Raw genomic sequence first — 23929 nt, 5'->3', positions numbered from 1 at the left:
GCAGGAGGGCGGCACCGGAGTTGTTCCGGTGCCGCCCTCCTGCGTCAGCGGACTAGGGTGCCGCCCTCCTGCGTCAGCGGACTAGAACGGCTTGAACTCGTCGAACTCCTGCTCCGCCTCGTCCCGCTCCGCCTGCTTGTCCCGTCGCCGCTGCGCAGCCGGACGCGGCGCCTCGAAGCGGTGGTCCTCGCCGCGGCGGCCGAGCATCTCCGCGCCGGAGGCCACCGTCGGCTCCCAGTCGAAGACGACCGCGTTCTCCTCGGGCCCGATCGCCACGCCGTCCCCGGTGCGCGCGCCCGCCTTCATCAACTCGGCCTCGACGCCGAGGCGTTCGAGCCGGTCGGCGAGGTAGCCGACGGCCTCGTCGTTGTTGAAGTCGGTCTGCCGCACCCAGCGCTCCGGCTTCTCGCCGCGCACGCGGTAGAGCCCGTCCTCTTCCCGTACGACGGTGAAGCCGGTCTCGTCCACGGCCTTCGGGCGGATGACGATCCGGGTCGCCTCCTCCTTCGGCTTGGCGGCACGCGCGGCGCCGACCAGCTCGGCGAGCGCGTACGACAGCTCCTTGAGCCCGGTGTGCGCGACCGCGGACACCTCGAAGACGCGGTAGCCGCGCTCCTCCAGGTCGGGCCGGACCATCTCGGCGAGGTCCTTGCCGTCGGGCACGTCGATCTTGTTGAGGACGACGAGGCGGGGCCGGTTCTCCAGGCCCGCGCCGTACTCCTTCAGCTCGGCCTCGATCACGTCCAGGTCGGAGACCGGGTCGCGCTCGGACTCAAGCGTCGCCGTGTCGAGTACGTGCACCAGCACCGAGCAGCGCTCGACGTGCCGCAGGAACTCCAGGCCGAGGCCCTTGCCCTGGCTGGCGCCGGGGATGAGTCCGGGGACGTCCGCGATGGTGTAGACGGTCGAACCGGCCGTCACCACACCGAGGTTGGGCACGAGCGTCGTGAACGGATAGTCCGCGATCTTCGGCTTGGCGGCGGAGAGCACGGAGATCAGCGAGGACTTGCCGGCGCTCGGGTAGCCGACGAGCGCCACGTCCGCGACGGTCTTCAGCTCCAGGACGATCTCGCCGGTCTGCCCGGGCTCACCGAGCAGCGCGAAGCCGGGCGCCTTGCGCCGCGCGGAGGCGAGGGCCGCGTTGCCGAGCCCGCCCCGGCCGCCCTGCGCGGCGACGTACGAGGTGCCCTGGCCGACGAGGTCGGCGAGGACGTTGCCCTCCTTGTCGAGGATCACGGTGCCGTCCGGCACGGGCAGGACCAGGTCCTGGCCGTCCTTGCCGGAGCGGTTGCCGCCCTCGCCGGGCTTGCCGTTGGTGGCCTTGCGGTGCGGGCTGTGGTGGTAGTCGAGCAGGGTGGTCACGGACTGGTCGACGACGAGCGTGATGTCGCCGCCCCGGCCGCCGTTGCCGCCGTCGGGGCCGCCGAGCGGCTTGAACTTCTCCCGGTGTACGGAGGCACAGCCGTGACCTCCGTTACCCGCGGCGATATGCAGCTCGACGCGGTCCACGAAGGTGGTCATGGTTCGGTGCCTCCAGGGGGGTGCTGCGGGGGTGCTGCCCAGCCGACTGGTCTGTCGTTCCGGCTGGGTCTGTCTATCTAGTAACACGCCGAGGGCGGACCCGCTTCCCGTACGAAAGCCGTACGGAAAGTGAGGTCCGCCCTCGGAGAAACCGCGAGAGAACTCGCTCTACGGTGCCTGGGTTCAGGCGACCGGAACGATGTTCACGACCTTGCGGCCACGGTGCGTACCGAACTCCACCGAACCCGCGTCGAGCGCGAACAGGGTGTCGTCCTTGCCGCGGCCCACGCCGTTGCCCGGGTGGAAGTGGGTGCCGCGCTGGCGGACCAGGATCTCACCGGCGTTGACGACCTGACCGCCGAAGCGCTTCACGCCGAGCCGCTGAGCGTTGGAATCGCGACCGTTCCGAGTGGACGATGCGCCCTTCTTGTGTGCCATCTCTCCTCAGTCCCTTACTTCGCAGCCGTGGGGATCTCAGTGACCTTGATCGCCGTGTACTGCTGGCGGTGGCCCTGACGACGCCGGTAACCGGTCTTGTTCTTGTAGCGCAGGATGTCGATCTTCGCGCCCTTGTGGTGGTCCACGATCTCAGCCTGGACCTTGATGCCGGCCAGAACCCACGGGTCGCTGGTCACGGACTCGCCGTCGACGAGCAGCAGGGTCGAGAGCTCGACCGTGTCGCCGACATTGGCGGTGGAAATCTTGTCAACCTCAACGATGTCACCGACAGCAACCTTGTGCTGGCGGCCACCGCTGCGCACGATGGCGTACACGCGGATCTCACTCTCTACGACTCGAAACGGGACCCCCGCAGTCCAGCCGCTCGCGAAGGCGGTCGGCCTCCCCCGGCACGAGGCACGGGGGGCTCCCGGACAGAGATCCGGGAGGAGAAGGTTTACAGGGGTGCGGCACGTCTATGGACACGCCGACGCTCAAGATTACGGGGCCCACCCGGAAGGGTCAAACCGAGCCGCGTCGACGACGGTTTCGTACGGCCCGTTCCGGTTCGTACGGCCCGTTCCGGGCGCGGCCCTTGCGCGCCCGGCGACGACGGCGCCCCCGCCCCGGGGTTCACCGGGTGCGGGGGCGCCGTCTCGGGCGGGCTCTCGGGCGGGCGGGTGCCCGTCAGCCTGCGTCGGTCGCAGCGGTCGAAGCGGACGCCGAGACGGAGGGCAGCGTCTGCTGCTCCGCCGCGGCGGTCTTCTTCGCCGTCTTCTTCGCGGCCGTCTTCTTGGCCGTCGTCTTGGCCGTCGTCGTCTTGGCCGTCGTCTTCTTGGCCGCGGTCTTCTTCGCCGTCGCCGTCTTGGCCGCCGTCGCCGTCTTGGCCGCCGTCTTCTTCGCGGCGGTCTTCTTGGCGGGCGCCTTCTTGGCCGCGGCCTTCTTGGCGGTGGTCTTCTTCGCCGCCTTCTTGGCCTTGGCCGGTGCGACTTCCGCCTCCGCCTCCGGCTCGGGCTCGGGCTTCGCCTCGCCCTCGGCGACGGCCGGCTGCTCCGCGGGGACGACCACGACGGCCGCCTCCGCCGAAGCGGTCGGCGCCGAGGCCTTGCGCACCGCACGGCGCCGCGGCCGCGCGGGCGCGGCCTCGACGGGAGCGGCGGCCTCGGGCTCCGGCTGCGGCTCGGCCACCGGGGCCTCGACCACGGCGGGCTCCACCACGACGGGCTCGACCACGGCCACGGGCTCGGCTGGCTTGGGCGACCCGGCGGGCGCCGACGCCTTCCGGGTGACCCGACGACGCGTACGGCCCTTCGGCGCGGCCGCCTCCTCGGCGACGGGCTCGGCGACCGGAGCGGGCTCGGCGACCGGAGCCGCCTCCTCCACGACCGGCTCAACGACCGGCTCCACGACCGGCGTGACCGCAACCGGCTCCGCCTGCGCGACCACGGCCTCGGCAGCGGCCTCGGCCTCAGCCTCGGCAGCCTCCGCCGCCCTGCGCTCGGCCCGCTCGGCCCGCTCGGCCCTCTTCGACTTCCCGGCCTTCTCGGCCTTCCCGGCCTTCTCCGCCTTCACGCCCCGCTCCGCCGTCTCGAACGGCTCGGCCTGCTCAGCCGGCCTCGGCGAACCCGCCGGCGCCGACGCCTTCCGCGTGGCCCGGCGCCGCGAACGGCCACGGGACGCGGCCGCCTCGGCCTCCGCCGCGCTGCTGTACAGCTCCTCGTCCGGCACGAACTCGGGCTCGGCGAGCTTCACCGGAGCGGCCGCCTCGGCGGCGACCTCCGCCTCCGTCTCGGCGGCCGGCGCCTCGTGCACGGGCTCCTGGCCTTCCTTGCGGCCGCGCTTCTTGGAGCGCTTGCCGCCGCCACCGGCGGAGGTCGGCTGCTCCATGTGCACGATCACGCCACGGCCGTTGCAGTGCACGCAGGTCTCGGAGAAGGACTCCAGGAGCCCCTGCCCGACGCGCTTACGGGTCATCTGCACGAGCCCGAGCGAGGTCACCTCGGCGACCTGGTGCTTCGTACGGTCCCGGCCCAGGCATTCGAGGAGGCGCCGCATGACCAGGTCCCGGTTGGACTCCAGGACCATGTCGATGAAGTCGACGACGACGATGCCGCCCAGGTCGCGCAGGCGCAGCTGGCGCACGATCTCCTCGGCCGCCTCCAGGTTGTTCCTGGTGACGGTCTCTTCGAGGTTGCCGCCCTGACCGGTGAACTTGCCGGTGTTGACGTCGATGACGACCATCGCCTCGGTCTTGTCGATCACGAGGGAGCCGCCGGAGGGCAGCCACACCTTGCGGTCGAGCGCCTTGGCGAGCTGCTCGTCGATCCGGTACGTCGCGAAGACGTCGACCTCGGACGTCCACTTCTGCAGCCGGTCCGCGAGGTCGGGCGCGACATGGTCGACGTATCCGTGGATGGTCTCCCAGGCCTCGTCACCGCTGACGACGACCTTCGAGAAGTCCTCGTTGAAGATGTCGCGGACGACGCGGACGGTCATGTCCGGCTCGCCGTACAGGAGGCTCGGCGAGCTCGTCGAGACCTGCTTCGACTTCTTCTGGATCTCCTCCCACTGCGCCTGCAGCCGCTCGACGTCACGGCGCAGCTCGTCCTCGCTCGCGCCCTCGGCGGCGGTGCGCACGATGACGCCCGCGTCCTCGGGGACGATCTTCTTGAGGATGGTCTTCAGACGGGCGCGCTCGGTGTCGGGCAGCTTCCGGCTGATGCCGGTCATCGAGCCCTCGGGCACGTACACCAGGTACCGGCCGGGCAGCGAGACCTGGCTGGTCAGGCGGGCGCCCTTGTGGCCGATCGGGTCCTTGGTGACCTGCACGAGCACGGACTGGCCGGACTTGAGGGCGGTCTCGATGCGGCGCGGACCGCCCGCCAGGCCGAGCGCCTCGAAGTTGACCTCGCCCGCGTAGAGCACGGCGTTGCGGCCCTTGCCGATGTCGATGAAGGCGGCCTCCATCGACGGCAGGACGTTCTGCACCTTGCCCAGGTAGACATTGCCGACGTACGAGGTCGACTGCTCCTTGTTGACGTAGTGCTCGACGAGGATGTTGTCCTCAAGCACGCCGATCTGGGTGCGGTCGCCGTACTGCCGGACGATCATCTCCCGGTTGACCGCCTCACGGCGGGCCAGGAACTCGGCCTCGGTGATGATCGGCACGCGGCGGCGGCCCTGCTCGCGGCCCTCGCGGCGGCGCTGCTTCTTGGCCTCCAGACGGGTCGAGCCCTTGATGGACTGCACGGCGTCCTGGAAGTCCGACGGCTCGGTCTCCTTCTTGGGCCGCGGCTCGCGGACCTTGACGACCGTACGCTCCGGGTCGCCCTCGCCCGGCTCGCCGTCCGTGCCCGAGTCACCGGCGCGACGGCGACGGCGACGGCGGCGACGGCTGCTGGAGGAGCCACCGGACTCGGCGCGCTCCGCACGCTCGTCCTCGGCGTCCTCCTCGGCCTGCTCGGCGGTGTCCTCGGCGTCCTGCGCGGCCTGCTCGGCGGCGACGGCCCCGGCGCCTTCGTCTCCAGCCTCGTCGTCGTGCTCCTGCTCCGCGGACTCGCCACGGCGACGGCGGCGGCCGCCCCGGCGGCGGCGACGGCCCTGACGGCCACCCTGCTCGTCACCCTCGTCGCCCTCGGCGGGCTCGGCGGGCTCCTCGGCGGCCTCGGCCGGCTCCTCCTCGGCGGCGGGCGCTGCGGGCTCGGCCGTCTCCTCGGCCCGCTCGGCGGCAGGCGTCACCTCGGCGGGCTCGCCACGGCGACGGCGCCGACGGCGGCCACCGGCGGCGGGCTCCTCCTCGACCGGGGCGGGCGCCTCGACGGCCTCCTCGGCCGCCTCGGCGGCGGCCGCGGCGGCGGCGCGCTCGGGCGTCTGGAACATCGGCTCGGTGAACACCGGCTGCTGGAACACGGCGACCGCGGGCCGCTTCGGCTTGCGCGAGCCGGACTCCTCGCCCTCCCGCTCGGCGGCACGGCCTGCGCCCCGCGGCTCGGAGAAGATCGACGACGCCTTACGGGCGGCACGGCGGCGGCCACGCTTCGGCGCTTCGGCGGCTGCCTCGGCGGGCACCTCGGCGGGCACCTCGGCGGCGGGCCCGGCCACGGACTCGCCCGACTCGGCGGACGCGACCTCCACCGGCACGTCGGCGGCGGCGACGGGCTCGGCCTGGGCGGGCGCCTCGGCGACCGGCGCGCTCACCTTGCGGGTGGCACGGCGCCGGGTACGGCGGGGCGCGGCCTCGGCGGCCTCGTCCAAGGCGGGCACCTCGGCGGGGGCTTCGACGGCAGGGGCCTGGGCGGGCTCGGCGGACTCGGCGGCCTGCGCGGGCTCCGCGGCGACGGCCGTCGTGCCCTCGTCGGTGGTCTTGGGGGCACCGGCCGGTGCGGTCGCCTTGCGGGTGGCGCGGCGCCGGGTGCGGCGCGGGGCCTCCTCGACGGCGGCGGCCTCGGCGGGCGCCTCAGCGGCGACCGGCGCCTCGGCGGCAACCTGGGCCTCAGCGGCAACCGGCTCAGCGGCAACCGGCTCAGCGGCGGCCGGCGCGCTCTCGTCGGCGGCCTTCGGCGCACCGGCGGGCGCGGAGGCGCGGCGGGTGGCACGGCGCCGGGCGCGCGGCGGGGCGGCGCTCTCGGCCGGCTCGGGCTGAGCCGCGGCGGCCTCGGCGGCGGCCCCGACCTCTTCGGTCTCCTCGGCGCCGTCCTCAGGATCCACGGGGTCCACGGGGTCCACGGGGTCCACGGCGGATACGGTCACGGCCGCGGCCGGGGTGGTCTCGGCAGCCGCCGTGGGCGGTCCCGCCGGGCGGGAAGCGGCGCGGCGCCGACGGCGCGGCGGCAGCTTGTCCCCAGGGGCGTTGTTGGTTTCTCCGGCCTCTCCGGTCACACCGGATTCGTTCGGCTCAAGCATGCGGGCGGTTCTCCCGTCAGGCTCCCGGGCGCCGCGCCTTGCACCGGTGACGTCCGCGGCCGAGCGCGCGATGCGCGGGGCCGCCGTCCGGTAGGCGCGGGCGCCGCACGGGAGCTCTCTTTGTCTGTCTCGCCGGTTCCGTACGCGAGGTACGCACGGCCTGGCGAAAGTCTTGGTCGGTGGCGCGCGGCCCGACCCAGGTGGCTCCCGAGTACGAGGGCTGCGCTACGACGGACGTCCCTACGCGGAGCCTTCCGGCACCTGCGCTGCCGCGGCGGGCGGTCCGGCGGCCCCTGAGCGATCGGCCGGGGCGGCCGTGACTGCCTCGCGGTCGGGCGCGAGCGGGTCGGTCACCGTGCCGCTCTCCTCATCGAATGGCCCCTGCGCCAGCCTGGTCACCGCGACGGGGACCGGCGGCGCCAGGTCGGCCACAGCTCGGAGACCGGACAGGACGTCGTCGGGTCGAACGGCAGGCGTCACGTGCCGAACAACCAGCCGCAGTATCGCACAGGGGTTGTCCACCGGCCTATCAGCTGATGGACGGGACGCCTCAAGAGCTGCTACGGCTCCACGGGCGTCAAAGCTGCGCATGCCGTTCTTCGTACGCCGCTGGACCTCGACCGCTTCGGCCGCGAGGAAGGCCGCGGCGGCGCGCTCGGCGTCCTCGACGGTCACGCCGTCGAGCCGCAGCTCCCACACGGAGGCCTGCAGCCGGTCGGCGAGGCCGGAGGTGCGGGCCTCGACGATGTCGGTGACGTCGAGCCCGGCGGGCAGTGACGTGTCGAGCAGATCCTTGAGCTTCGCGGGGTCGCGGTGCTCGGTGAGGGCGATCTCCAGGTACTCGGCCTCGCTGCCGGTGCCGGTCGGTGCGGCGTTGGCGTACGACACCTTCGGGTGCGGGGTGAAGCCCGCCGAGTACGCCATGGGGACCTCGGCGCGACGCAGGGCGCGCTCGAAGGCGCGCTGGAAGTCGCGGTGGCTGGTGAACCGGAGGCGGCCGCGCTTGGTGTAGCGCAGTCGGATGCGCTGCACCGCCGGTGCGGGCGGCGGGCCTTCGGGCTGTCGCTTGCCCAGTGTCGTCAGTCCTTCGTGAGCTTCGTGTTTGCGGTCGTACTGCTGCCTAGAGTACGTGCCTCGGGCGTCGCCGGTTCCCCGTGGGCCGCGGGCACGACCGCCTCGGGGGCGGGGCGCGGGGCTCCGAACAGGGCGCGGCGGAGGTCGGCCCGTACCTGGCGGGCGGTGCTGCGGGCCGTGGCGGCGGCCTGCCGCACGGTGCGGGCGACGGGCCGCCACAGGCCGTCGCGGAGCAGGTGTCCGACGGGGGTGAGGACGGTGCGGTACGTCCACCGCACGGGTTCCACGAACACCCACCGCAGCAGTGCGCCGAGGAAGCGGCCGACGGCACGCGACACGTACCCGGCGATCCGCCACGCGTGCCCGAACGCGGCCCCGACCTCCCGCCCGACGGGCACGAGCACCCGCCGCCACAGGAACCCCGCGGGCACGACGACGAGCCACGTCCACAGGCAGCGGACCGGCACGACGACCAGCCACCGCCACACGAACACGACGGGCACGACGACGACCCACCGCCATACGAACCCGACCGGCACGACAACACCCCACCGCCACAGGAACGCCAGCGCCGTGCCGAGCGCCCGCAGGGTCCGAGCGATGCCGGCGCCGATCCCGCGTACGACCCAGGCGATGCCGTGCCCGAGCGGAGTGAGCAGCCGCCGGTACAGCCACACCGCGGGCACCACGCACAGCACCCGCCCCAGCCAGGCGAGCCCGCGCCCGACCGGTACGAGCACGTACCGCCACAGCCCCACCCACGGCCACACGCACACCGCGAGCAGGGTCCAGCCGAGCACGTCGCCGATGAACTTGGCGACGACGGCGAGGAGTTGACCGAGCGGCGTGAGCACGTGCGCGTACAGCCACTGCGCGGGCCGTACGACCAGGGTGCGCAGCGTCCACACGAGGCCGTGGCCGAACGGGGTGAGGAGATTCCGGTACGCCCACACCCACGGCACGACGAACAGCGCCCGCCCGAGCCAGGCGAGCGCACGGCCGAGGGGACGCAACAGCGCACGGTCGAGAAAACGCCCGCAGACGACCAGCGCGTCCCAGGCCATCCGCACCGGCACGACCAGCACGAGCACCACGATCCGCACCGGCAGCCGGATCGCCGTGACCAGACACCCCTCGAACGACGCGGGGGCCGGCGGCGGGGTGGGGCTCATGGGGCGCTTCTCCGGTTCTTCCATGCCAGCGACGACGCACCACCACCCGTTTTGGATCCACCTCCGGCCACCCAGAACCGCAACTTCCCGCCCCGCTCCCCCTCCAGCACACCCCCGACGGCCTCGATCACTTTGCGGGAGCCGGTGTTGACGGTGTCGCAGGTGACGAGCACGGGGTCGATCCCGAGATCGAAGGCGTGGGGCAGGACGCCCCGCAGCATCCCGGTCGCGTGCCCCTGCCGCCGGGCAGAGGGCCGGACGCCGTACCCGATGTGCCCGGCCAGGTCGTCCGGTGGCAGGAGGCGCCGGTGCCGGATCCGGATGCGGCCGAGGAAGGCGGCGCCGTCGACGTACCAGTAGGTGTCGGCGGAGTCGTCGGCCAGGACGGTTTCGACGTAGCGGGCGAAGCCGGCCGGGTCGTGCCAGGTCCGGGCGTGTTCGGCAAGTTCCCGAGCGAGTGTCCGGCCGAGGAACGCCTCGGCGGCGAACTCGCGCATCGCCTCCAGGAACGAGGCGTGGAAGCGGGCATCGGGCGCGATGAGCTGAGGCATCGCGCCATTGTGCCGCCGGGGCGTCAGAACGCCCCGGCGGTACGGGCTACTTGACGACCGTGAGCGGGAGCAGCGGAACATCCCCGCGTCGGCGGGGAGCATGACGGTCGCCGCGGCAACGGTATGTCACTTCACCGTGAGCGGGAGCAGCTTCTTTCCCGTGGGGCCGATCTGGATCTGGGTGTCTATTTGGAGGCAGAGTGGCACGAGCACACAACTGGTAAACTGCTGGCCATGGCACCGAAAGCGAAGGCATCGAAGGCCGCCGACAGGGCGGCGTACGACGTAGAGGCCGAGTGGACACCGGCAGACCTGGCGCTCCTGGAGGAGCTGAAGAGGGCCGAGGCCCTGCTTCCCGAGGACGCTCCTCGGGCCCTGCTCTCGGTGCGCTTGTCCGTGTTCACTGACGACACCACGTCGCCCGTGCGGCAGGAGCTCGACCTTCGCCTACTCGCCAGAGAGAAGGGGCATCGAGTCATCGGTGTTGCGTCAGACCTGAACGTGTCGGCGACGAAGGTTCCGCCGTGGAAGCGGAAGAGCCTCGGTGAGTGGCTGAACGACCGAGCTCCCGAGTTCGACTCTCTTCTGTTCTGGAAGCTGGATCGGTTCATCCGGAACCTGTCGGACCTCTCAGTCATGATCCAGTGGGCGGACAGGTACGGGAAGAACCTCGTATCGAAGAACGACCCGATCGACCTGAGCACGACCATCGGCAAGGTTCTGGTGACGGTCATCGGCGGCATCGCCGAGATCGAGGCGGGCAACACGTCGACCCGTGTCGCCTCTCTCTGGGAGTACACCAAGACGCAGGACGCATGGCTCGTCGGTAAGCCTGCGTATGGCTACATCACGGCAGAAGGAGAGGACGGTCGTCCTCGGCTGGCCGTCGACCCCGACGCGCACAAGGCTCTGCACTGGGCTCGGCGCATGGCGCTCCGGGGGCGCTCAGCCCGCTTCATGGTCCGCTGCATGATCCGCTCGGGGCTCATGAGCGAAGGGCTCACGACGACGACTCTTCTCCGCCGCCTGCGTAACCCTGCTCTCCTCGGCTGCCGCACCGAGGAGCACAAGAACGGAGGGGTGCGCCGCTCCCGCTTCGTGCTCGACCGAGAGGGCAAGCCGATCAGGGTTGCTCCCGAGATCTTCACGCAAGAGGAGTTCGACTCCCTTCAGGCAGTGCTCGACCAACGGTCGAGGAAGCAACCGGCTCGACAGCCGGGAGGAGTGACGCGCTTCCTGAACGTCATCGTCTGTGTCGACTGCGGCGGCAACATGCGAGTGAACAAGACCTCGAACAAGGGGCGCACCTACTCCTACATGCGGTGCACCGACTGCAAGAGCGGGGGGCTCGGCATCCCTACCCCCGATGCTCTGTACCTCGCGCTCTCGCAGCGCATCTTGAAGACCCTCGGGGCGTACCCGGTACAGGTGCGGGAGTACGCCGAGGCCTCCGACGTGCGGGCGGAAGTGAAGCGACTGAAGGAGTCGGCGACGTACTACATGAAGGAGCTGGAGCCAGGAGGGCGGTACGCCTCTTCGCCGTTCGCTCGGGATCAAGCTCAGGCGACGCTCGACAAGCTCCTGAAGGACTTGGATGCCGTCGACCCTGCAAGCGTTCAGGACCGTTGGGAGAGCGTCCACAACGGGGAGACCTGGCGCGAGCGGTGGGAGTCGGGAGGGCTCGAAGCTCTGGAGGCGGACGCCTTCCGAGTCGGCATCAAGTGCGAGGTGACCCGTACGAAGGTGAAGGGGCAGCGCGCCCCGGACGTGAGCCTTCGAGTCCTCTTCCCTACGGACGCGCAAGACCGACTCGTCATCAAGGAGGACGCGTTCGCCGTCGAGCTCTAAGGCGCCGAGCCTGACGACGGAGTGTGCTCGTCGGCCTTCCGGAGAGCGACCGGCACTGAGCCCCGCTCCCTCACTTCGAGGGGCGGGGCTCTCGCCGTCTCCGGGGGAGGCTCTCGCGGCTCCGTGCGCCCCTCTCTCCGCTCAGTTCATGCAAGGACGTGCATACCCGCGTTCGTGGGTAGACGGTCGTGGGTGGTCTCCGTACGGTCGTTCTCGACGGCCCTCAACCGGGGCCGCAGACCAGGGGGTTACGCATGTCTGAGCGTGCAGGGCTTACCCGACTCACCGGCAGCGGGAACGGGAACGGGAACGGGAACGGCGAGTGTGGGCAAGGGGACTGCCCGAATGTCTACCGCACAGAGAAGGGGACGTTCGTCGTGCAGGGCGACGTGTCCAGCGCCTTCACTCCGCCGCAAGGGGAAGGGCTTGTAGAGATCCCCGAGAGCGTTCTTCGGGAGGCTGTCCGTGTTCTTGGATGGTGACAACTGGCAGGCCAAGTTCCGCGACTTCCAGACGGAGGCGTGGAGGCTGGAGACCCTGCCTCAGTACCTCGTATCGCAGGAGGCCGAGGAGTTCGCAGCGTTCAAGCAGGGGGCTCGGTTCCCCGGCCCGTACGGGGGCTCCTGGATGGACATGGTGCGGACTCGGAACGTGGGACGCGTGCACATCGTCCGGCAGCCGTTGAGCGAGTACCTGCGCTTCGAGTTCGAGCGGTACTACCAGCACCAGGCCCCGGCAGGGGAAGACATCCGCATCCTTGACCTGACGGACCGGCCCAACCCGCTGCCGGACGACTTGGGCGACTTCTGGATGTTCGACAAGTCGATGGTTGTCCTCATGCACTACCAAGAGGACGGGACGCAGATCAGCCGAGAGCTCTTCGAGGGCGATCCTGCACCGTTCATCGAGTACCAGCGAGTCGCCGTAGCGGAGTCGGTTCCCTTCCTGGAGTACGTGAAGAGCGCGTGACGTTCGAGCCCGAGGAGCTCGGCAAGTCCCAGCAAGAGCTGGGCGCCGCGCTCCGAGATCTACGCAAGGCTGCCGGTCTCTCCGGGGACCGGCTCGCCGCGCGCTGCGCGATGTCGCAGTCGAAGGTGAGCCGCATCGAGAACGGCCAGACGAAGCCGACACTCATCGACATCGAGGCTCTTCTGACGGCGCTCGAAGCTCCGCCCGACGTGGTGGCGGAAGTGTCCGCGCTCGCTCGCACGGCGAACACCGAGTGGCAGGACGCGCGAGCGCTCCGCAGGAAGGGACTCGACAAGAAGCAACGGGAGTTGGCAGGGCTCGAATCATCCTCGGTGGAGTTCCGCTTCTTCCTGCTCTCGATGATTACCGGCCTGCTCTCAACTCCGGAGTACATCAGGGCGAGCCTGGCCCACATCCCCGGAGACCACAGCAAGACCATCGCGCGGAAGCTGGAGCGTCAGGAAGTCCTGTACGACCGATCGAAGCGGTTCACGTTCATCCTGACCGAGCAAGCGGCACGGTCGCCGTTCCTGGCTCCCGACGCGATGGCCATGCAGCTTGACCGTCTGTCCTCCCTCACGCACCAGCCGAACGTGCGCCTCGGAGTGATCCCGATAGGCACCGCGGTTCCGGGGTGCCCGTTGAACACCTTCACCATCTATGACGACCGCTTGGCTACGGCAGAGATGTCCACGGGCGTGATGGTGTTCCGCGACCAGAGGGACGTACGGACCTACATCGAGGAGTTCGCCGGATACGAGGGATGCGCACTCTTCGGCGAGGAAGCGAGAGCGAGGCTCGCCGAGTGGGCCGCCGCTTGCCGCACCTGAGTTCTTGCCACAACGCGCATGAAGCGTCACTCCACCTGGATCTCAAGCGATGCTCATTCGACAGAGACGAAGACGGGGAGGTCGCACAGGATGAGCACACCGAAGACCACGATGGCGGGACCGATGAGCCTGGCACTACCGCTCTCGCCTCCCGAGCCTGAGCCAGGCTGCGACATCTGCGCCGAGCTCGTCAGGCAGCGCCAAGACGCGCGCGGCCGAGGGGACTTGTCGGCGGCGACGGGAGCAGACGTAGAGATCCGTTGCCACCCGCACAAGACGAGGAGGCGGCAGTGACGCCCGCCGTCCTCCGGTTCGCGACGTACCGGATCACGAAGCACCCGGACACTGACGTCACGTACGAGGCCGAGTGCCTCGCGCATGAGTGCGGGTGGAAGGCAACTCCGTCGACGGACGGCGCGGCCGTTGACGTCGACTGCATGAGCCACACCAGCCGGACAGGACACGCAGGCTTCCGGCGCCTGTGCACGTCCTTCGCCTTCGTCGTACGCGACGAGTAGGGAGAGCTCCTGCGCCCCGGGACGGCAAGCAAGGGCCGAGGCGCGCCGGTAACAGAGCCCGTGTCGGTCTCCCCGTGACCTTGACTCGAACGAGGCGTTCATGAAGTCACTACTCGCCATCCAACGGTTGCAGCTCGACCTCGCCGAAACCGGCGGAGAGCGCGACAGGGCGAGGAGGCAGCGGAACATCAACTCATCGGCGCCCGAGGCGGCTCAGGCCGTCGAGTCGTCGAAGGCCGCCGACGAGCGCCTTGCGGCTGCGTTGCGCGAAGCAGCGACGCTGGCCCCCACACCGCAACGCCTCCGCCGGTTTCGCCGCTGATCTCAGAGGTGTTCACGCGGCCTCCACTGTCAGTGGTCGCCGTTACCGTTCCTCCCCTGTCGTTCTGACGACGGAAGGGGAAGGACATGGTCACCACACAGCACGCGATTCCACGGGGGAGCCGAGCGGATCAGCCGACATGGGTGTGGCTCATGGTCCTGACCGCGCACCGAGGGCTCTGCGTGTACTGCGGGAAGACCGCGACAACGCTGGACCATGAGGAGCCGGTGGCGGACAACGGGGCAGACATCTGGTGGAACTTCATCCCAGCGTGCGAGAGCTGCAACAGGCGTAAGGGCAAGCGCACCGCAAAGAGGTGGGCCGCAGACATGAGGTGAGCAGCCTCGGCGAGTAGCCCGCCGGCTCCCGACACCCCGCTCGCTCGCATCCTCGCGTACGCCGCCGAGCACGGGTACGAGTCCGTGACCGAGGGGCGCTTCGAGTTGGCCGAGAAGGGCTGGCTGTGATCTGACGGTCCCATTAAGTCGCCGGAGCAGCCATAGCGACGGTTCCTTTGAACGCCCTTGGACAGTACGGGACTTGACCGAACGTGCGCTGTGCCCAGCTTGTAATCTGTTCGGGTGGCTACCTTCAACCAGCACAACCAAACGGTCGGCGTTCAGCACAATGCTGAGAACATGATGGTCGGAACGCCAGTCTCGATGGCCGATCTGACAGCTGGGCTGAACGACATCCTGGGCCAGGCGCAGCGGATGGAGCCACCCCTACCCCCCGAGGTGCGGGCGGAGCTGGAAGCAGCCCGCGACGCCGCAGCGTCTGGCGACAATGCAGAGGCGCAAGGGCGACTGCGCCAGCTTCTTGAGGTCGGCAGCCTAACCACGGGCATTGATAGCCAGGTCGCCACAATGCTTGGGGCGCTACTTGGTGGGTGAAGGCAGCTTTGACCAGCAGCGCCAGTCCGTAGGTCATCAGTTCAACGCTGACCACCAGGAGTTTGCGGGGGATTTGGTCAGTAACCAATACACCGCCGAGGGCGGTCAGGTGACCGTGAACTACCAGACCGACCGCTCAGTGCGCCTCGGCCAACGCATGGCCGTCGACTTGTATATGAAGCTGGGCGAGGCTGTCGATCAGTGCATCGAGTTCCGGAAGGCCGCAGAGCCTAGCGATGACGATGAGGTAACGAAGAAGGCTCGAGCCCGGGCGGTCCAGCAGGTGATCGACGACCAAACGAGACCGCTCCTAGCCGAACTACGGACAGAGATGCGCCGGTTTCGTGCCGTGTCGAAGTCACAAGCGTCGGCAGAGCTAGCCGAGAAGATCATTCTTACGATCTTCAGCATCGGCTTGGGCGCCGCGAACGTGGCACTCGCACGGCTTGCAGGCAGGGCTCCAGACCATAGGGGGGCCGGCCACCTGGATAAATGGCCCACCAGCACAGCCATGATTGCGGAATTGGAGCGCCTAGACCGCAAGTTCTTGGAGCAGATCGTCAGGTCTTGATCGACCTCGAAACCGTGGCACGATCTTGGCCGCTAAGACACGGCGGTGAGGGAGTGCGCGCCAAGAGGGTCATCCCCCACCCTCACGGCTCGACTCGCCGCACACGGACGGCCACGGACGTGGGCAGGCACACAGCCCCGCGACTGCGGGAGCGACGACGGCACGACTCAGGCCAAGGACTCCAGCCGACTCGCGGCACGCCGGGAGACAGCCGCTCGGCGACGCGAGCGAGAGGCAGGACGAGCGCGGCTCGCCTGCCGACGGACGACGAGCAGAGTTGGGCCGTCCATCACGGCCCAACAACCAACCGACCACCACTCGACACAGCTCTGAACGCACGGAGCCCCAGCCCAACCCTCGCGAGGAGGGCTGAGCCGGGGCTCTTCGTCATACCTGCCTACACCCACTCGACCGAGGTCGAGACGGACACTTTCGCCCCGTCCACTTCGGTTGGCAGAGGCGTACGAGGGTTAGGGGAGGGTGTCAGGGGTGTCAGCTGACGCCGTCGAGCACCCATCCGAGAGAGCGCCTGCACGGCTTGCTCCCGCTCCGTTTCGGTCAAGGTGGCCAGCGCCTCGGCTACTGCCTCGCGAGCCCTCTCAGGGGCAGGTAACGGCCTTCCCGACCTGCTCACTTACCCTCCCTGCCGGTGTTGACCGGAGTCAGCGGGAGCAGGTTCTTGCCGACGGTGGGACTCAGTTGTGGCCATGTATCGAACTGCGGGCACACGCCACAGTCGAAGCACGGGGTCCAGCGGCAGTCCTCGACCTCCGTCTCGTCGAGGGCGTCCTGCCAGTCCTCCCAGAGCCAGTCCTTGTCGAGGCCGGAGTCCAGGTGGTCCCAGGGCAGGACCTCTTCGTAGGTGCGCTCGCGGGTGGTGTACCAGTCGACGTCCACGCCGTACGACGGGAGCGTCTTCTCGGCGCACTGCATCCAGCGGTCGTACGAGAAGTGCTCGCGCCAGCCGTCGAAGCGGCCGCCGTCCTCGTAGACCGCGCGGATGACCGAGCCGATGCGGCGGTCGCCGCGCGAGAGCAGGCCCTCGACGATGCCGGGCTTGCCGTCGTGGTAGCGGAAGCCGATGGAGCGGCCGTACTTCTTGTCGCCGCGGATCTTGTCCCGCAGCTTTTCGAGACGCGCGTCCGTGTCCTCGGCGGACAGCTGCGGGGCCCACTGGAACGGGGTGTGCGGCTTGGGGACGAAGCCGCCGATGGAGACCGTCGCGCGGATGTCGTTCTTGCCGGAGACCTCACGGCCCTTGGCGATCACGGACGTTGCCATGTCGGCGATCTGGAGGACGTCCTCGTCGGTCTCGGTCGGCAGGCCGCACATGAAGTACAGCTTCACCTGGCGCCAGCCGTTGCCGTACGCCGTGGCGACGGTCCGGATCAGGTCCTCCTCCGAGACCATCTTGTTGATGACCTTGCGCATGCGCTCGGAGCCGCCCTCCGGCGCGAAGGTCAGGCCCGAGCGCCGGCCGTTGCGGGTGAGTTCGTTCGCCAGGTCGACGTTGAAGGCGTCCACGCGGGTGGAGGGGAGGGACAGGCCGATCTTGTCCTCCTCGTACCGGTCCGCGAGGCCCTTCGCGATGTCGCCGATCTCGGAGTGGTCCGCGGAGGAGAGGGAGAGGAGACCTACCTCCTCGAAGCCCGTCGCCTTCAGGCCCTTGTCGACCATGTCGCCGATGCCGGTGATCGACCGCTCACGCACCGGGCGCGTGATCATGCCGGCCTGGCAGAAACGGCAGCCGCGCGTGCAGCCTCGGAAGATCTCCACCGACATGCGCTCGTGCACGGTCTCCGCGAGCGGGACCAGCGGCTGCTTCGGGTACGGCCACTCGTCGAGGTCCATGACCGTGTGCTTCGACACACGCCACGGGACGCCCGACTTGTTGGGCACGACGCGGCCGATGCGGCCGTCCGGCAGGTACTCCACGTCGTAGAACCGCGGGATGTAGACGTTGCCGGTCTTCGCCAGGCGGAACAGGACCTCCTCGCGGCCGCCCGGACGGCCCTCGGCCTTCCAGGCGCGGATGATCTCCGTCATGTCGAGCACGGCCTGCTCGCCGTCACCGATGATCGCGGCGTCGATGAAGTCGGCGATCGGCTCCGGGTTGAACGCCGCGTGCCCGCCCGCGAGCACGATCGGGTCGTCGAGCGTGCGGTCCTTGGACTCCAGCGGGATGTCCGCGAGCTCCAGGGCCGCGAGCATGTTGGTGTAGCCGAGCTCGGTGGAGAAGCTCAGCCCGAACACGTCGAAGGCCTTCACCGGGCGGTGGCTGTCGACCGTGAACTGCGGCACCTGGTGCTCGCGCATCAGCGCTTCCAGGTCCGGCCACACGCTGTACGTGCGCTCGGCGAGGACACCCTCGCGCTCGTTCAGCACCTCGTAGAGGATCATGACGCCCTGGTTGGGCAGGCCGACCTCGTACGCGTCCGGGTACATGAGCGCCCAGCGGACGTCGCACTCGTCCCACGACTTGACGGTGGAGTTCAGCTCGCCACCGACGTACTGGATGGGCTTCTGCACGTGCGGGAGCAGCGCCTCAAGCTGAGGGAAGACGGACTCGGCAGGCATCACTACGACCTTCGTGAGCTGGCTTGCGGGCACCCCCGGCCAAAGGCTCGGAGGGAAGGGTGACCCTCAAGACTAACGCGTTCGGCGCAACGCTTCCGCCGCCTTCACCGCGGGCCCCCACCACCCGGGCAGCCCGGCCTCGGACCGTTCGGCGGTCCGTTCCTCTCTGCCGTACAGCAGTCCGTACGTGAAGGAGCTCTCCCCCGCCGCGTGCGCCTGCCCGGCCAGATCGCGCAGCGCGGCCCGCGTCATCACGCTGTCCTGGTGCTCGCCGAGCCCGCTCTGCAGCTTCTTCGCGCGCTTGGCGAGGCGCTTCGCGGGCTTGCCGAGCGCGGGCTTCGCGGCCTCCGCCGCGTACCGGGTGCGCTTGGCCTTCTTGCGGGCCTCGTGCAGAGCCTGGTCCCGTTCGGTGCCCGGGTCGGCGGCGAGCGCCGCGTCGACGGCGTCGGTCAGCCGCGCGAACTCGCGGAGCACGGCCTTCGCGAGGACGGCCTTCGGCGGCTTCGCGGCGGCCGGGCGCAGCGGCGGGTCGGCGAGCAGCGCGTCGACGGTGTCGAGCAGCGCGAGGTAGCGCCGGCCGTCGAGCACGGTGGTCAGCCGGCGCCGCGCCCCGCCGCGGCGCGCCGCCGACCAGGTGCGCAGTCGTCCCCGCACGGGCCCGTCGACCAGTGTGCGCGGCAGCGCCGAGACGGCCTCCCGGAGGCGTTCGGTCAGCACTTCGCGGTCCCGGTCGACTCCCAGCTCACCGGCGAGCCACTTCAGCTCGTCGCCGATCGGGTCGGTGACGGCGCGGTCCAGGACCTTGCGGTACGAGCGCAGCGCGCTGCGCATCCGGCGGGTGGCGACGCGCATCTGGTGCACCGCGTCGGGCAGATCGCGGCGCACGGCCGGGTCGAGCTCGACGACGGCGTCGCGCTGGGTGCGCAGATACGCGAGGACGTGATCGCCCGAGGTGACGGGCGGCGCGGGCTCCGTCGACCGGACGCGCGGGCTCGTGCCCGTCTCGGCGAGCGCGCGGGCCAGCTTGGACGCCGAGCCCGCGGGGACGACGCCCGCCTTGCGCAGCCGCTTCTCCACCTGGTCGAGGAACTTCGGGTCCCCGCCCTCGGCCAGCTCGACCTCGATCTCGGTCCACCCGGCGCTGCCTTCGCCCCCGGCCAGCCGGTCGGCCCGTACGGAGTCCACGCTGACCTCGGCGAGCAGCGCCCCGTCGGCGTCCACGAGGTGGCGTACGGCGCGGGCTGAGCGGAGGCGGACCACGGGGATCAGCTCGGCGTCGCGGACCCGGGAGCGGACGAGGCCGGCCAGGGCGCGGGGGACGCGGTCGGAGAGCGGGGCCTGCACCTCGTCGCGTACGCCCGCGGCGACCGGGAGCTTGAGGTGCCAGCCCGCGTCGTCCCCGCCGGTGCGGCGGCGCAGGGTGCGCGCGGAGGCGGCGAGGCGGAGGTCGGCGGTGTCGTAGTAGGTGGCGTCGAGGTCGTGGACGCCGCGGTCCTGGACGGCGGCGACCCCGGGCACCCGCGTCAGGTCGGGCAGCCCGGGGCCGTCGGATGGTGCGCCGGTACCGGTGGCTTCGGTGGCTTCGTACTTTCGCTCGATCTCGCGCTTCGTCTCCGCCATGCATCGAATTTAGTCGCGCAGCCCGCCGCTCGGCAGCCCCCGCGGACCGCTCACGCCGACATGGGCCGTTGCACCTGGATCGACTGGAGCAGTCCTATGGCGATCCAGACCGCGAACATCGACGTACCGCCGTAACTCACGAACGGCAGCGGCAGACCGGCGACCGGCATGATGCCGAGGGTCATGCCGATGTTCTCGAAGGACTGGAAGGCGAACCAGGCGATGATGCCGGCGGCGACGATCGTGCCGTACAGCTCGGTCGTCTCGCGTGCGATCCGGCAGGCGCGCCAGAGCACGACGCCGAGCAGGGCGATGATCAGTCCGGCGCCGACGAAGCCGAGTTCCTCGCCGGCGACGGTGAAGATGAAGTCGGTCTGCTGCTCGGGCACGAACTGGCCGGTGGTCTGCGAGCCGTTGCCGAGGCCGGCGCCGGTGAGGCCGCCGGAACCGATGGCGATCCGGGCCTGGTTGGTGTTGTAGCCGACGCCCGCCGGGTCGAGGGCCGGGTTGGCGAAGGCCGCGAAGCGGGCGATCTGGTAGTCGTCGAGCAGGCCGAACTGCCACACGGCGACGGCACCGGCGGCGCCCGCGCCGAGGAGGCCGAAGACCCAGCGGTTGGACGCGCCGGAGGCGAGCAGCACGCCGAGCACGATCAGCGCCATCACCATGACCGAGCCGAGGTCCGGCATCAGCATCGTGATCACTATCGGCACGGCGGCGAGGCCGAGGGCCTGGACGACGGTGCGGTGGTCGGGGTGGTCCCGGTCGCCCGCGTCGACGCGCGCGGCGAGCAGCATCGCCATGCCCAGGATGATCGTGATCTTCACGAACTCGGAGGGCTGGAGCGAGAGTCCGCCGATGTGGAGCCATGCGTGCGCGCCGTTGATGGTCGCGCCGAGCGGCGTCAGGACGAGCAGTACGAGGAACACCGAGACGCCGTACAGGATCGGCACGGCCGTGCGCAGCGTGCGGTGCCCGAGCCAGATCGTGCCGATCATCAGGGCGAACCCGATGCCGATGTTCAGGACGTGCTTGAGGAGGTACGAGTACGGGTCGTCGCCGACGAGTTCGGTGCGGTTGCGGGTCGCCGACCAGACCAGGCCCGAGCCGATCAGGGAGAGCGCGACCGCGGCCAGGAGCAGCGGCCAGTCGAGCCGCCGGGTGACCGCGTCGCGGGCGAACAGCTTGGACCAGGTGCTCCGGTCGGGCCCGTAGCCGGAGACGGAGAAGCCGCCTGTCATCAGTCACGCCTCCACGGGGCCGGTCCGCCGAGTGCGGCCGCGAGTTCCTGCTCGGCGGGCGGCTCCTCCTGCGGCTCGTACGGCTTGACCTCGGGTGCGTAGATCGAGCCGTCCTGCTGGATCTCGGGCAGTTCGGACTGCGGCTCGGGCAGCAGGGCCTTCTTGAGGTCCTGGTTGCCTTCCTCGTCGAGGCCGTAGATCGCGTTGTAGATGTTGCGGACCGCGGGGCCGGAGGCGCCGGATCCGGTGCCGCCCTGGGAGATGGTCATGACGATCGTGTAGTCGTCGGTGTACGTCGCGAACCACGAGGTGGTCTGCTTGCCGTAGACCTCGGCGGTACCGGTCTTGGCGTGCATGGGGATCTTCTTCTGCGGCCAGCCGCCGAAGCGCCAGGCGGCCGTTCCCTGCGTGGCGACCTTCGCGAGGGCGCCGTCGATGTCGTCGCGCGTCTTCTTGTCGATGGGCAGCTTGCCGTGCGACTCGGGCTCGATCATCTCGACCTTCTTGCCGTCGGGGCTGATGATCGCCTTGCCGACGGTGGGGTCGTAGAGGGTGCCGCCGTTGGAGATCGCCGCGTAGATCGTGGCCATCTGGATGGGTGTGACGAGGGTGTCGCCCTGGCCGATGGAGTAGTTGACGGCGTCACCGGCGCGCATCTTCATGCCTTCGAGGCAGTTCTCGTACGCGATGCGCTCGACGTAGTCGCCGTTCTTCTTGCCCTGCTTGCACCAGACGTCCTTGTTGGCCTTCCAGTAGTCCTTCTTCCACTGGCGGTCGGGGACGCGGCCGGTGACCTCGTTGGGGAGGTCGATGCCGGTCTTCTTGCCGAGGCCGAACTGGTGGGCCGTCTTGTAGAACCAGTCCTTGGGGTCCTTCGGCTTGTTGCCGCCGTCCTTGCGCCACTGGTCGTGGGCGAGCTTGTAGAAGACGGTGTCGCAGGACACCTCCAGGGCCTGGCCGAGGGAGATCGAGCCGTACCCCTTGGACTCGTAGTTCTTGAAGACCTGGCCGCCGATCGAGTACGAACTCGGGCACGGGTAGCTGCCGTTGAAGTCGTTGCCCGCGTTGACGGCGGCGGAGGCCGAGACGACCTTGAAGATGGAGCCGGGGGCCGCCTGGCCCTGGGTGGCGCGGTTGAGCAGCGGGTAGTTGGAGCCCTTGCCGGTGAGCTTGGCGTAGTCCTTGCCGGAGATGCCGCCGACCCAGGCGTTCGGGTCGTAGTCCGGCTGGGAGGCCATGGAGACGATGCGGCCGGTCTTGGACTCCATGACGACGACGGCGCCCGCGTCGGCCTTGTAGTTCTCGCCGGTGTTGTCGTCGAACTTCTTGCGGGCCTCCTTCATCGCCTTGTCGAGCTGGTACTCGACGACGCGCTGGACCCGGGCGTCGATGCTCGTCACGACGTTGGAGCCGGGAGTCCCGGGGTCCGCCTGGGTCTTGCCCATGACGCGGCCGAGCTTGTCGACCTCGTACGAGGTGACGCCGGCCTTGCCGCGCAGGTATTTGTCGTACGTCCGCTCCAGGCCGGAGCGGCCCACCTGGTCGGAGCGGAGGAACGGCGAGGAGGTGTTCTCGGCGGCCTTGATCTCCTCGTCCGTGACCGGCGAGAGGTAGCCGAGCACCTGCGAGGTCCGGGCGCCGCCCGGGGCCGCGTACCGGCGGACGGCGGTGGGTTCGGCGGTGATGCCGGGGAACTTCTCGGCGCGCTCCCGGATCTGCAGGGCCTGCCGCGGCGTGGCCTCGTCGGTGATCGGGATGGGCTGGTACGGGGAGCCGTTCCAGCAGGGCTGCGGGGTCTCGTCGTTGCAGAGCCGGACCTTGTTGCCGACCTCCTTGGGCGTCATGCCGAGCACTCCGGCGAGCCGGGCGAGGACGGCGTCCCCGTCGTCGTCCATCTTCATCAGCTCGGTGCGGGACGCGGAGACCACGAGCCGGGTCTCGTTGTCGGCGAGCGGCACGCCCCGGGCGTCGAGGATCGATCCGCGGACGGCGGGGTCGACGACGCGCTGCACGTGGTTGCCGTTGGCCTCGTCGGCGTACTCGTCGCCGTTGCGCACCTGGAGGTACCAGAGGCGGCCGCCGAGGGTGAGGAGGAGGGAGAAGACGAGGACCTGGATGACGACGAGCCGGATCCGGACACGCGGAGTGCGTCCGGTCTCAGGAATATTGGTCACAGGCGCTTGACCCCCTTGAGGCGTCCGGAGCGGGCGACGCGCGCCTTGGCCGACTTGATGCGCATGCCGCCCCCGCTGCGCAGCCCGCCGCCGCGCTGGCTGCCGATGCGCAGGGAACCGGTGCGCAGGGAGGTGCCCGCGGAGAGCCAGCCGGTGGAGACCTCGCTGCTCTTGCCGGAGCCGCTGCTGCTCTCGGAGAGCGGGTCGTGCTCGGCGCGTCTGGCCAGGGCCATGATCGCGGGGACGACGAACGGCGCGAGCAGCAGGTCGTAGAGCGTGGCGGTGAACAGCAGGCTGCCGAGGCCGACGTGGGCGGCGGCGGTGTCGCCGACGAGCGCGCCGACGCCCGCGTACAGGAGCGTGGAGCCGAGGGCGGCGGCGACCACGACGGCCATCGGACCGGTGGCGGAGCGCAGTTGGCCGGAGTCGGGCTTCACGAGGCCCGCGAGATAGCCGATGACGCACAGCACGAGGGCGTACCGGCCGGCCGCGTGGTCGGCGGGCGGCGCCAGGTCGGCGAGGAGCCCGGCGCCGAAGCCGACGAGGGCGCCGCCGGTGTGCCCGTAGACGAGGGCGAGGCCGAGGACGGTCAGGAGCATCAAGTCCGGTACGGCGCCGGGCAGATGGAGCCGGGCGAGCACGCTGACCTGGAGGACGAGGGCGACGACCACCAGCGTGGTGGCCAGGAGCATCCGGTTGAAACGCATG

Annotated in this window: 21 protein-coding genes; 9 read left to right on the top strand and 12 right to left on the bottom strand. The window is 70.2% G+C overall.

Going from position 1 to position 23929, the window contains the following annotated elements; translation table 11 throughout:
- Window positions 1-81: 81 nt before the first annotated feature.
- From obgE to QIS99_RS20575, 7 genes are all read right to left on the bottom strand, one after another.
- A complete protein-coding gene (gene obgE, locus QIS99_RS20605; RefSeq protein WP_282515040.1) occupies window positions 82-1521 on the bottom strand; it encodes a GTPase ObgE in 1440 nt (479 codons plus the stop codon).
- A 183-nt stretch (window positions 1522-1704) separates the two neighbouring features.
- Complete coding sequence (gene rpmA, locus QIS99_RS20600) at window positions 1705-1959, bottom strand: 50S ribosomal protein L27 (RefSeq protein ID WP_282515039.1); 255 nt, start codon at window positions 1957-1959, stop codon at window positions 1705-1707.
- A 14-nt stretch (window positions 1960-1973) separates the two neighbouring features.
- Window positions 1974-2294, bottom strand: coding sequence for a 50S ribosomal protein L21 (gene rplU / locus QIS99_RS20595; protein WP_282515038.1), 321 nt, complete (start codon window positions 2292-2294; stop codon window positions 1974-1976).
- A 352-nt stretch (window positions 2295-2646) separates the two neighbouring features.
- A complete protein-coding gene (locus QIS99_RS20590; protein WP_282515037.1) occupies window positions 2647-6861 on the bottom strand; it encodes an Rne/Rng family ribonuclease in 4215 nt (1404 codons plus the stop codon).
- A gap of 240 nt (window positions 6862-7101) precedes the next feature.
- Complete coding sequence (locus QIS99_RS20585) at window positions 7102-7893, bottom strand: TIGR03936 family radical SAM-associated protein (protein WP_282515036.1); 792 nt, start codon at window positions 7891-7893, stop codon at window positions 7102-7104.
- A 47-nt stretch (window positions 7894-7940) separates the two neighbouring features.
- Window positions 7941-9107, bottom strand: coding sequence for a hypothetical protein (locus QIS99_RS20580; RefSeq protein WP_282515035.1), 1167 nt, complete (start codon window positions 9105-9107; stop codon window positions 7941-7943).
- Entirely contained in the window at window positions 9104-9658 is a 555-nt protein-coding gene (locus QIS99_RS20575; RefSeq protein ID WP_282515034.1) for a GNAT family N-acetyltransferase, read from the bottom strand. Before QIS99_RS20575 ends, QIS99_RS20580 begins: the two co-directional genes overlap by 4 nt.
- A 234-nt stretch (window positions 9659-9892) precedes the next feature.
- Between QIS99_RS20575 and QIS99_RS20570 the strand changes: the two genes are divergently transcribed.
- The 9 genes from QIS99_RS20570 to QIS99_RS20535 all read left to right on the top strand — a co-directional run bounded on the left by QIS99_RS20570 (window position 9893) and on the right by QIS99_RS20535 (window position 15609).
- Window positions 9893-11506: a recombinase family protein gene (locus tag QIS99_RS20570; protein ID WP_282515033.1), complete on the top strand. Its 1614-nt coding sequence runs from the start codon at window positions 9893-9895 to the stop codon at window positions 11504-11506.
- A gap of 254 nt (window positions 11507-11760) precedes the next feature.
- The gene (locus tag QIS99_RS20565; RefSeq protein ID WP_282515032.1) at window positions 11761-11988 is read left to right on the top strand and encodes a hypothetical protein; all 228 of its coding nucleotides are present in this window, start codon (window positions 11761-11763) and stop codon (window positions 11986-11988) included.
- A complete protein-coding gene (locus QIS99_RS20560) occupies window positions 11972-12475 on the top strand; it encodes a DUF6879 family protein (protein WP_282515031.1) in 504 nt (167 codons plus the stop codon). The genes QIS99_RS20565 and QIS99_RS20560 overlap by 17 nt, the downstream gene beginning before the upstream one ends.
- Window positions 12472-13305, top strand: coding sequence for a helix-turn-helix domain-containing protein (locus tag QIS99_RS20555; protein ID WP_282515030.1), 834 nt, complete (start codon window positions 12472-12474; stop codon window positions 13303-13305). Before QIS99_RS20560 ends, QIS99_RS20555 begins: the two co-directional genes overlap by 4 nt.
- Before the next feature lie 290 nt (window positions 13306-13595).
- On the top strand, window positions 13596-13823 hold the full coding sequence (locus QIS99_RS20550; RefSeq protein ID WP_282515029.1) for a DUF7848 domain-containing protein: 228 nt from the start codon (window positions 13596-13598) through the stop codon (window positions 13821-13823).
- Window positions 13824-13923: 100 nt separating this feature from the next.
- A complete protein-coding gene (locus QIS99_RS20545) occupies window positions 13924-14145 on the top strand; it encodes a hypothetical protein (RefSeq protein ID WP_282515028.1) in 222 nt (73 codons plus the stop codon).
- An 86-nt stretch (window positions 14146-14231) separates the two neighbouring features.
- Window positions 14232-14483, top strand: a complete 252-nt coding sequence (locus tag QIS99_RS32365; RefSeq protein WP_408909594.1) for an HNH endonuclease — start codon at window positions 14232-14234, stop codon at window positions 14481-14483.
- Window positions 14484-14726: 243 nt separating this feature from the next.
- Window positions 14727-15038 carry a hypothetical protein gene (locus QIS99_RS20540; RefSeq protein ID WP_282515027.1) on the top strand — a complete coding sequence of 104 codons (312 nt, stop codon included), beginning with the start codon at window positions 14727-14729 and terminating at the stop codon, window positions 15036-15038.
- A complete protein-coding gene (locus tag QIS99_RS20535) occupies window positions 15031-15609 on the top strand; it encodes a hypothetical protein (RefSeq protein WP_282515026.1) in 579 nt (192 codons plus the stop codon). Before QIS99_RS20540 ends, QIS99_RS20535 begins: the two co-directional genes overlap by 8 nt.
- 630 nt (window positions 15610-16239) lie before the next feature.
- Here QIS99_RS20535 and QIS99_RS20530 read toward each other — a convergent pair.
- The 5 genes from QIS99_RS20530 to mreD all read right to left on the bottom strand — a co-directional run bounded on the left by QIS99_RS20530 (window position 16240) and on the right by mreD (window position 23928).
- Window positions 16240-18186, bottom strand: coding sequence for a TIGR03960 family B12-binding radical SAM protein (locus tag QIS99_RS20530; protein WP_282515025.1), 1947 nt, complete (start codon window positions 18184-18186; stop codon window positions 16240-16242).
- Between the two features lie 72 nt (window positions 18187-18258).
- Window positions 18259-19806, bottom strand: a complete 1548-nt coding sequence (locus tag QIS99_RS20525) for a CYTH and CHAD domain-containing protein (protein ID WP_282515024.1) — start codon at window positions 19804-19806, stop codon at window positions 18259-18261.
- Between the two features lie 50 nt (window positions 19807-19856).
- Entirely contained in the window at window positions 19857-21047 is a 1191-nt protein-coding gene (gene rodA, locus QIS99_RS20520) for a rod shape-determining protein RodA (RefSeq protein WP_282515023.1), read from the bottom strand.
- Window positions 21047-23221, bottom strand: coding sequence for a penicillin-binding protein 2 (gene mrdA, locus QIS99_RS20515; RefSeq protein WP_282515022.1), 2175 nt, complete (start codon window positions 23219-23221; stop codon window positions 21047-21049). The genes rodA and mrdA overlap by 1 nt, the downstream gene beginning before the upstream one ends.
- Window positions 23218-23928: a rod shape-determining protein MreD gene (gene mreD, locus QIS99_RS20510; protein WP_282515021.1), complete on the bottom strand. Its 711-nt coding sequence runs from the start codon at window positions 23926-23928 to the stop codon at window positions 23218-23220. The genes mrdA and mreD overlap by 4 nt, the downstream gene beginning before the upstream one ends.
- Between the last annotated feature and the right edge of the window lies 1 nt (window position 23929).

Origin of the sequence: Streptomyces solicavernae (assembly GCF_029968095.1) — a bacterium.
Lineage (GTDB): Bacteria > Actinomycetota > Actinomycetes > Streptomycetales > Streptomycetaceae > Streptomyces > Streptomyces solicavernae.
The sequence above is the reverse complement of the archived record's forward strand: the minus strand, read 5'-3'. Positions and strand labels throughout refer to the sequence as shown.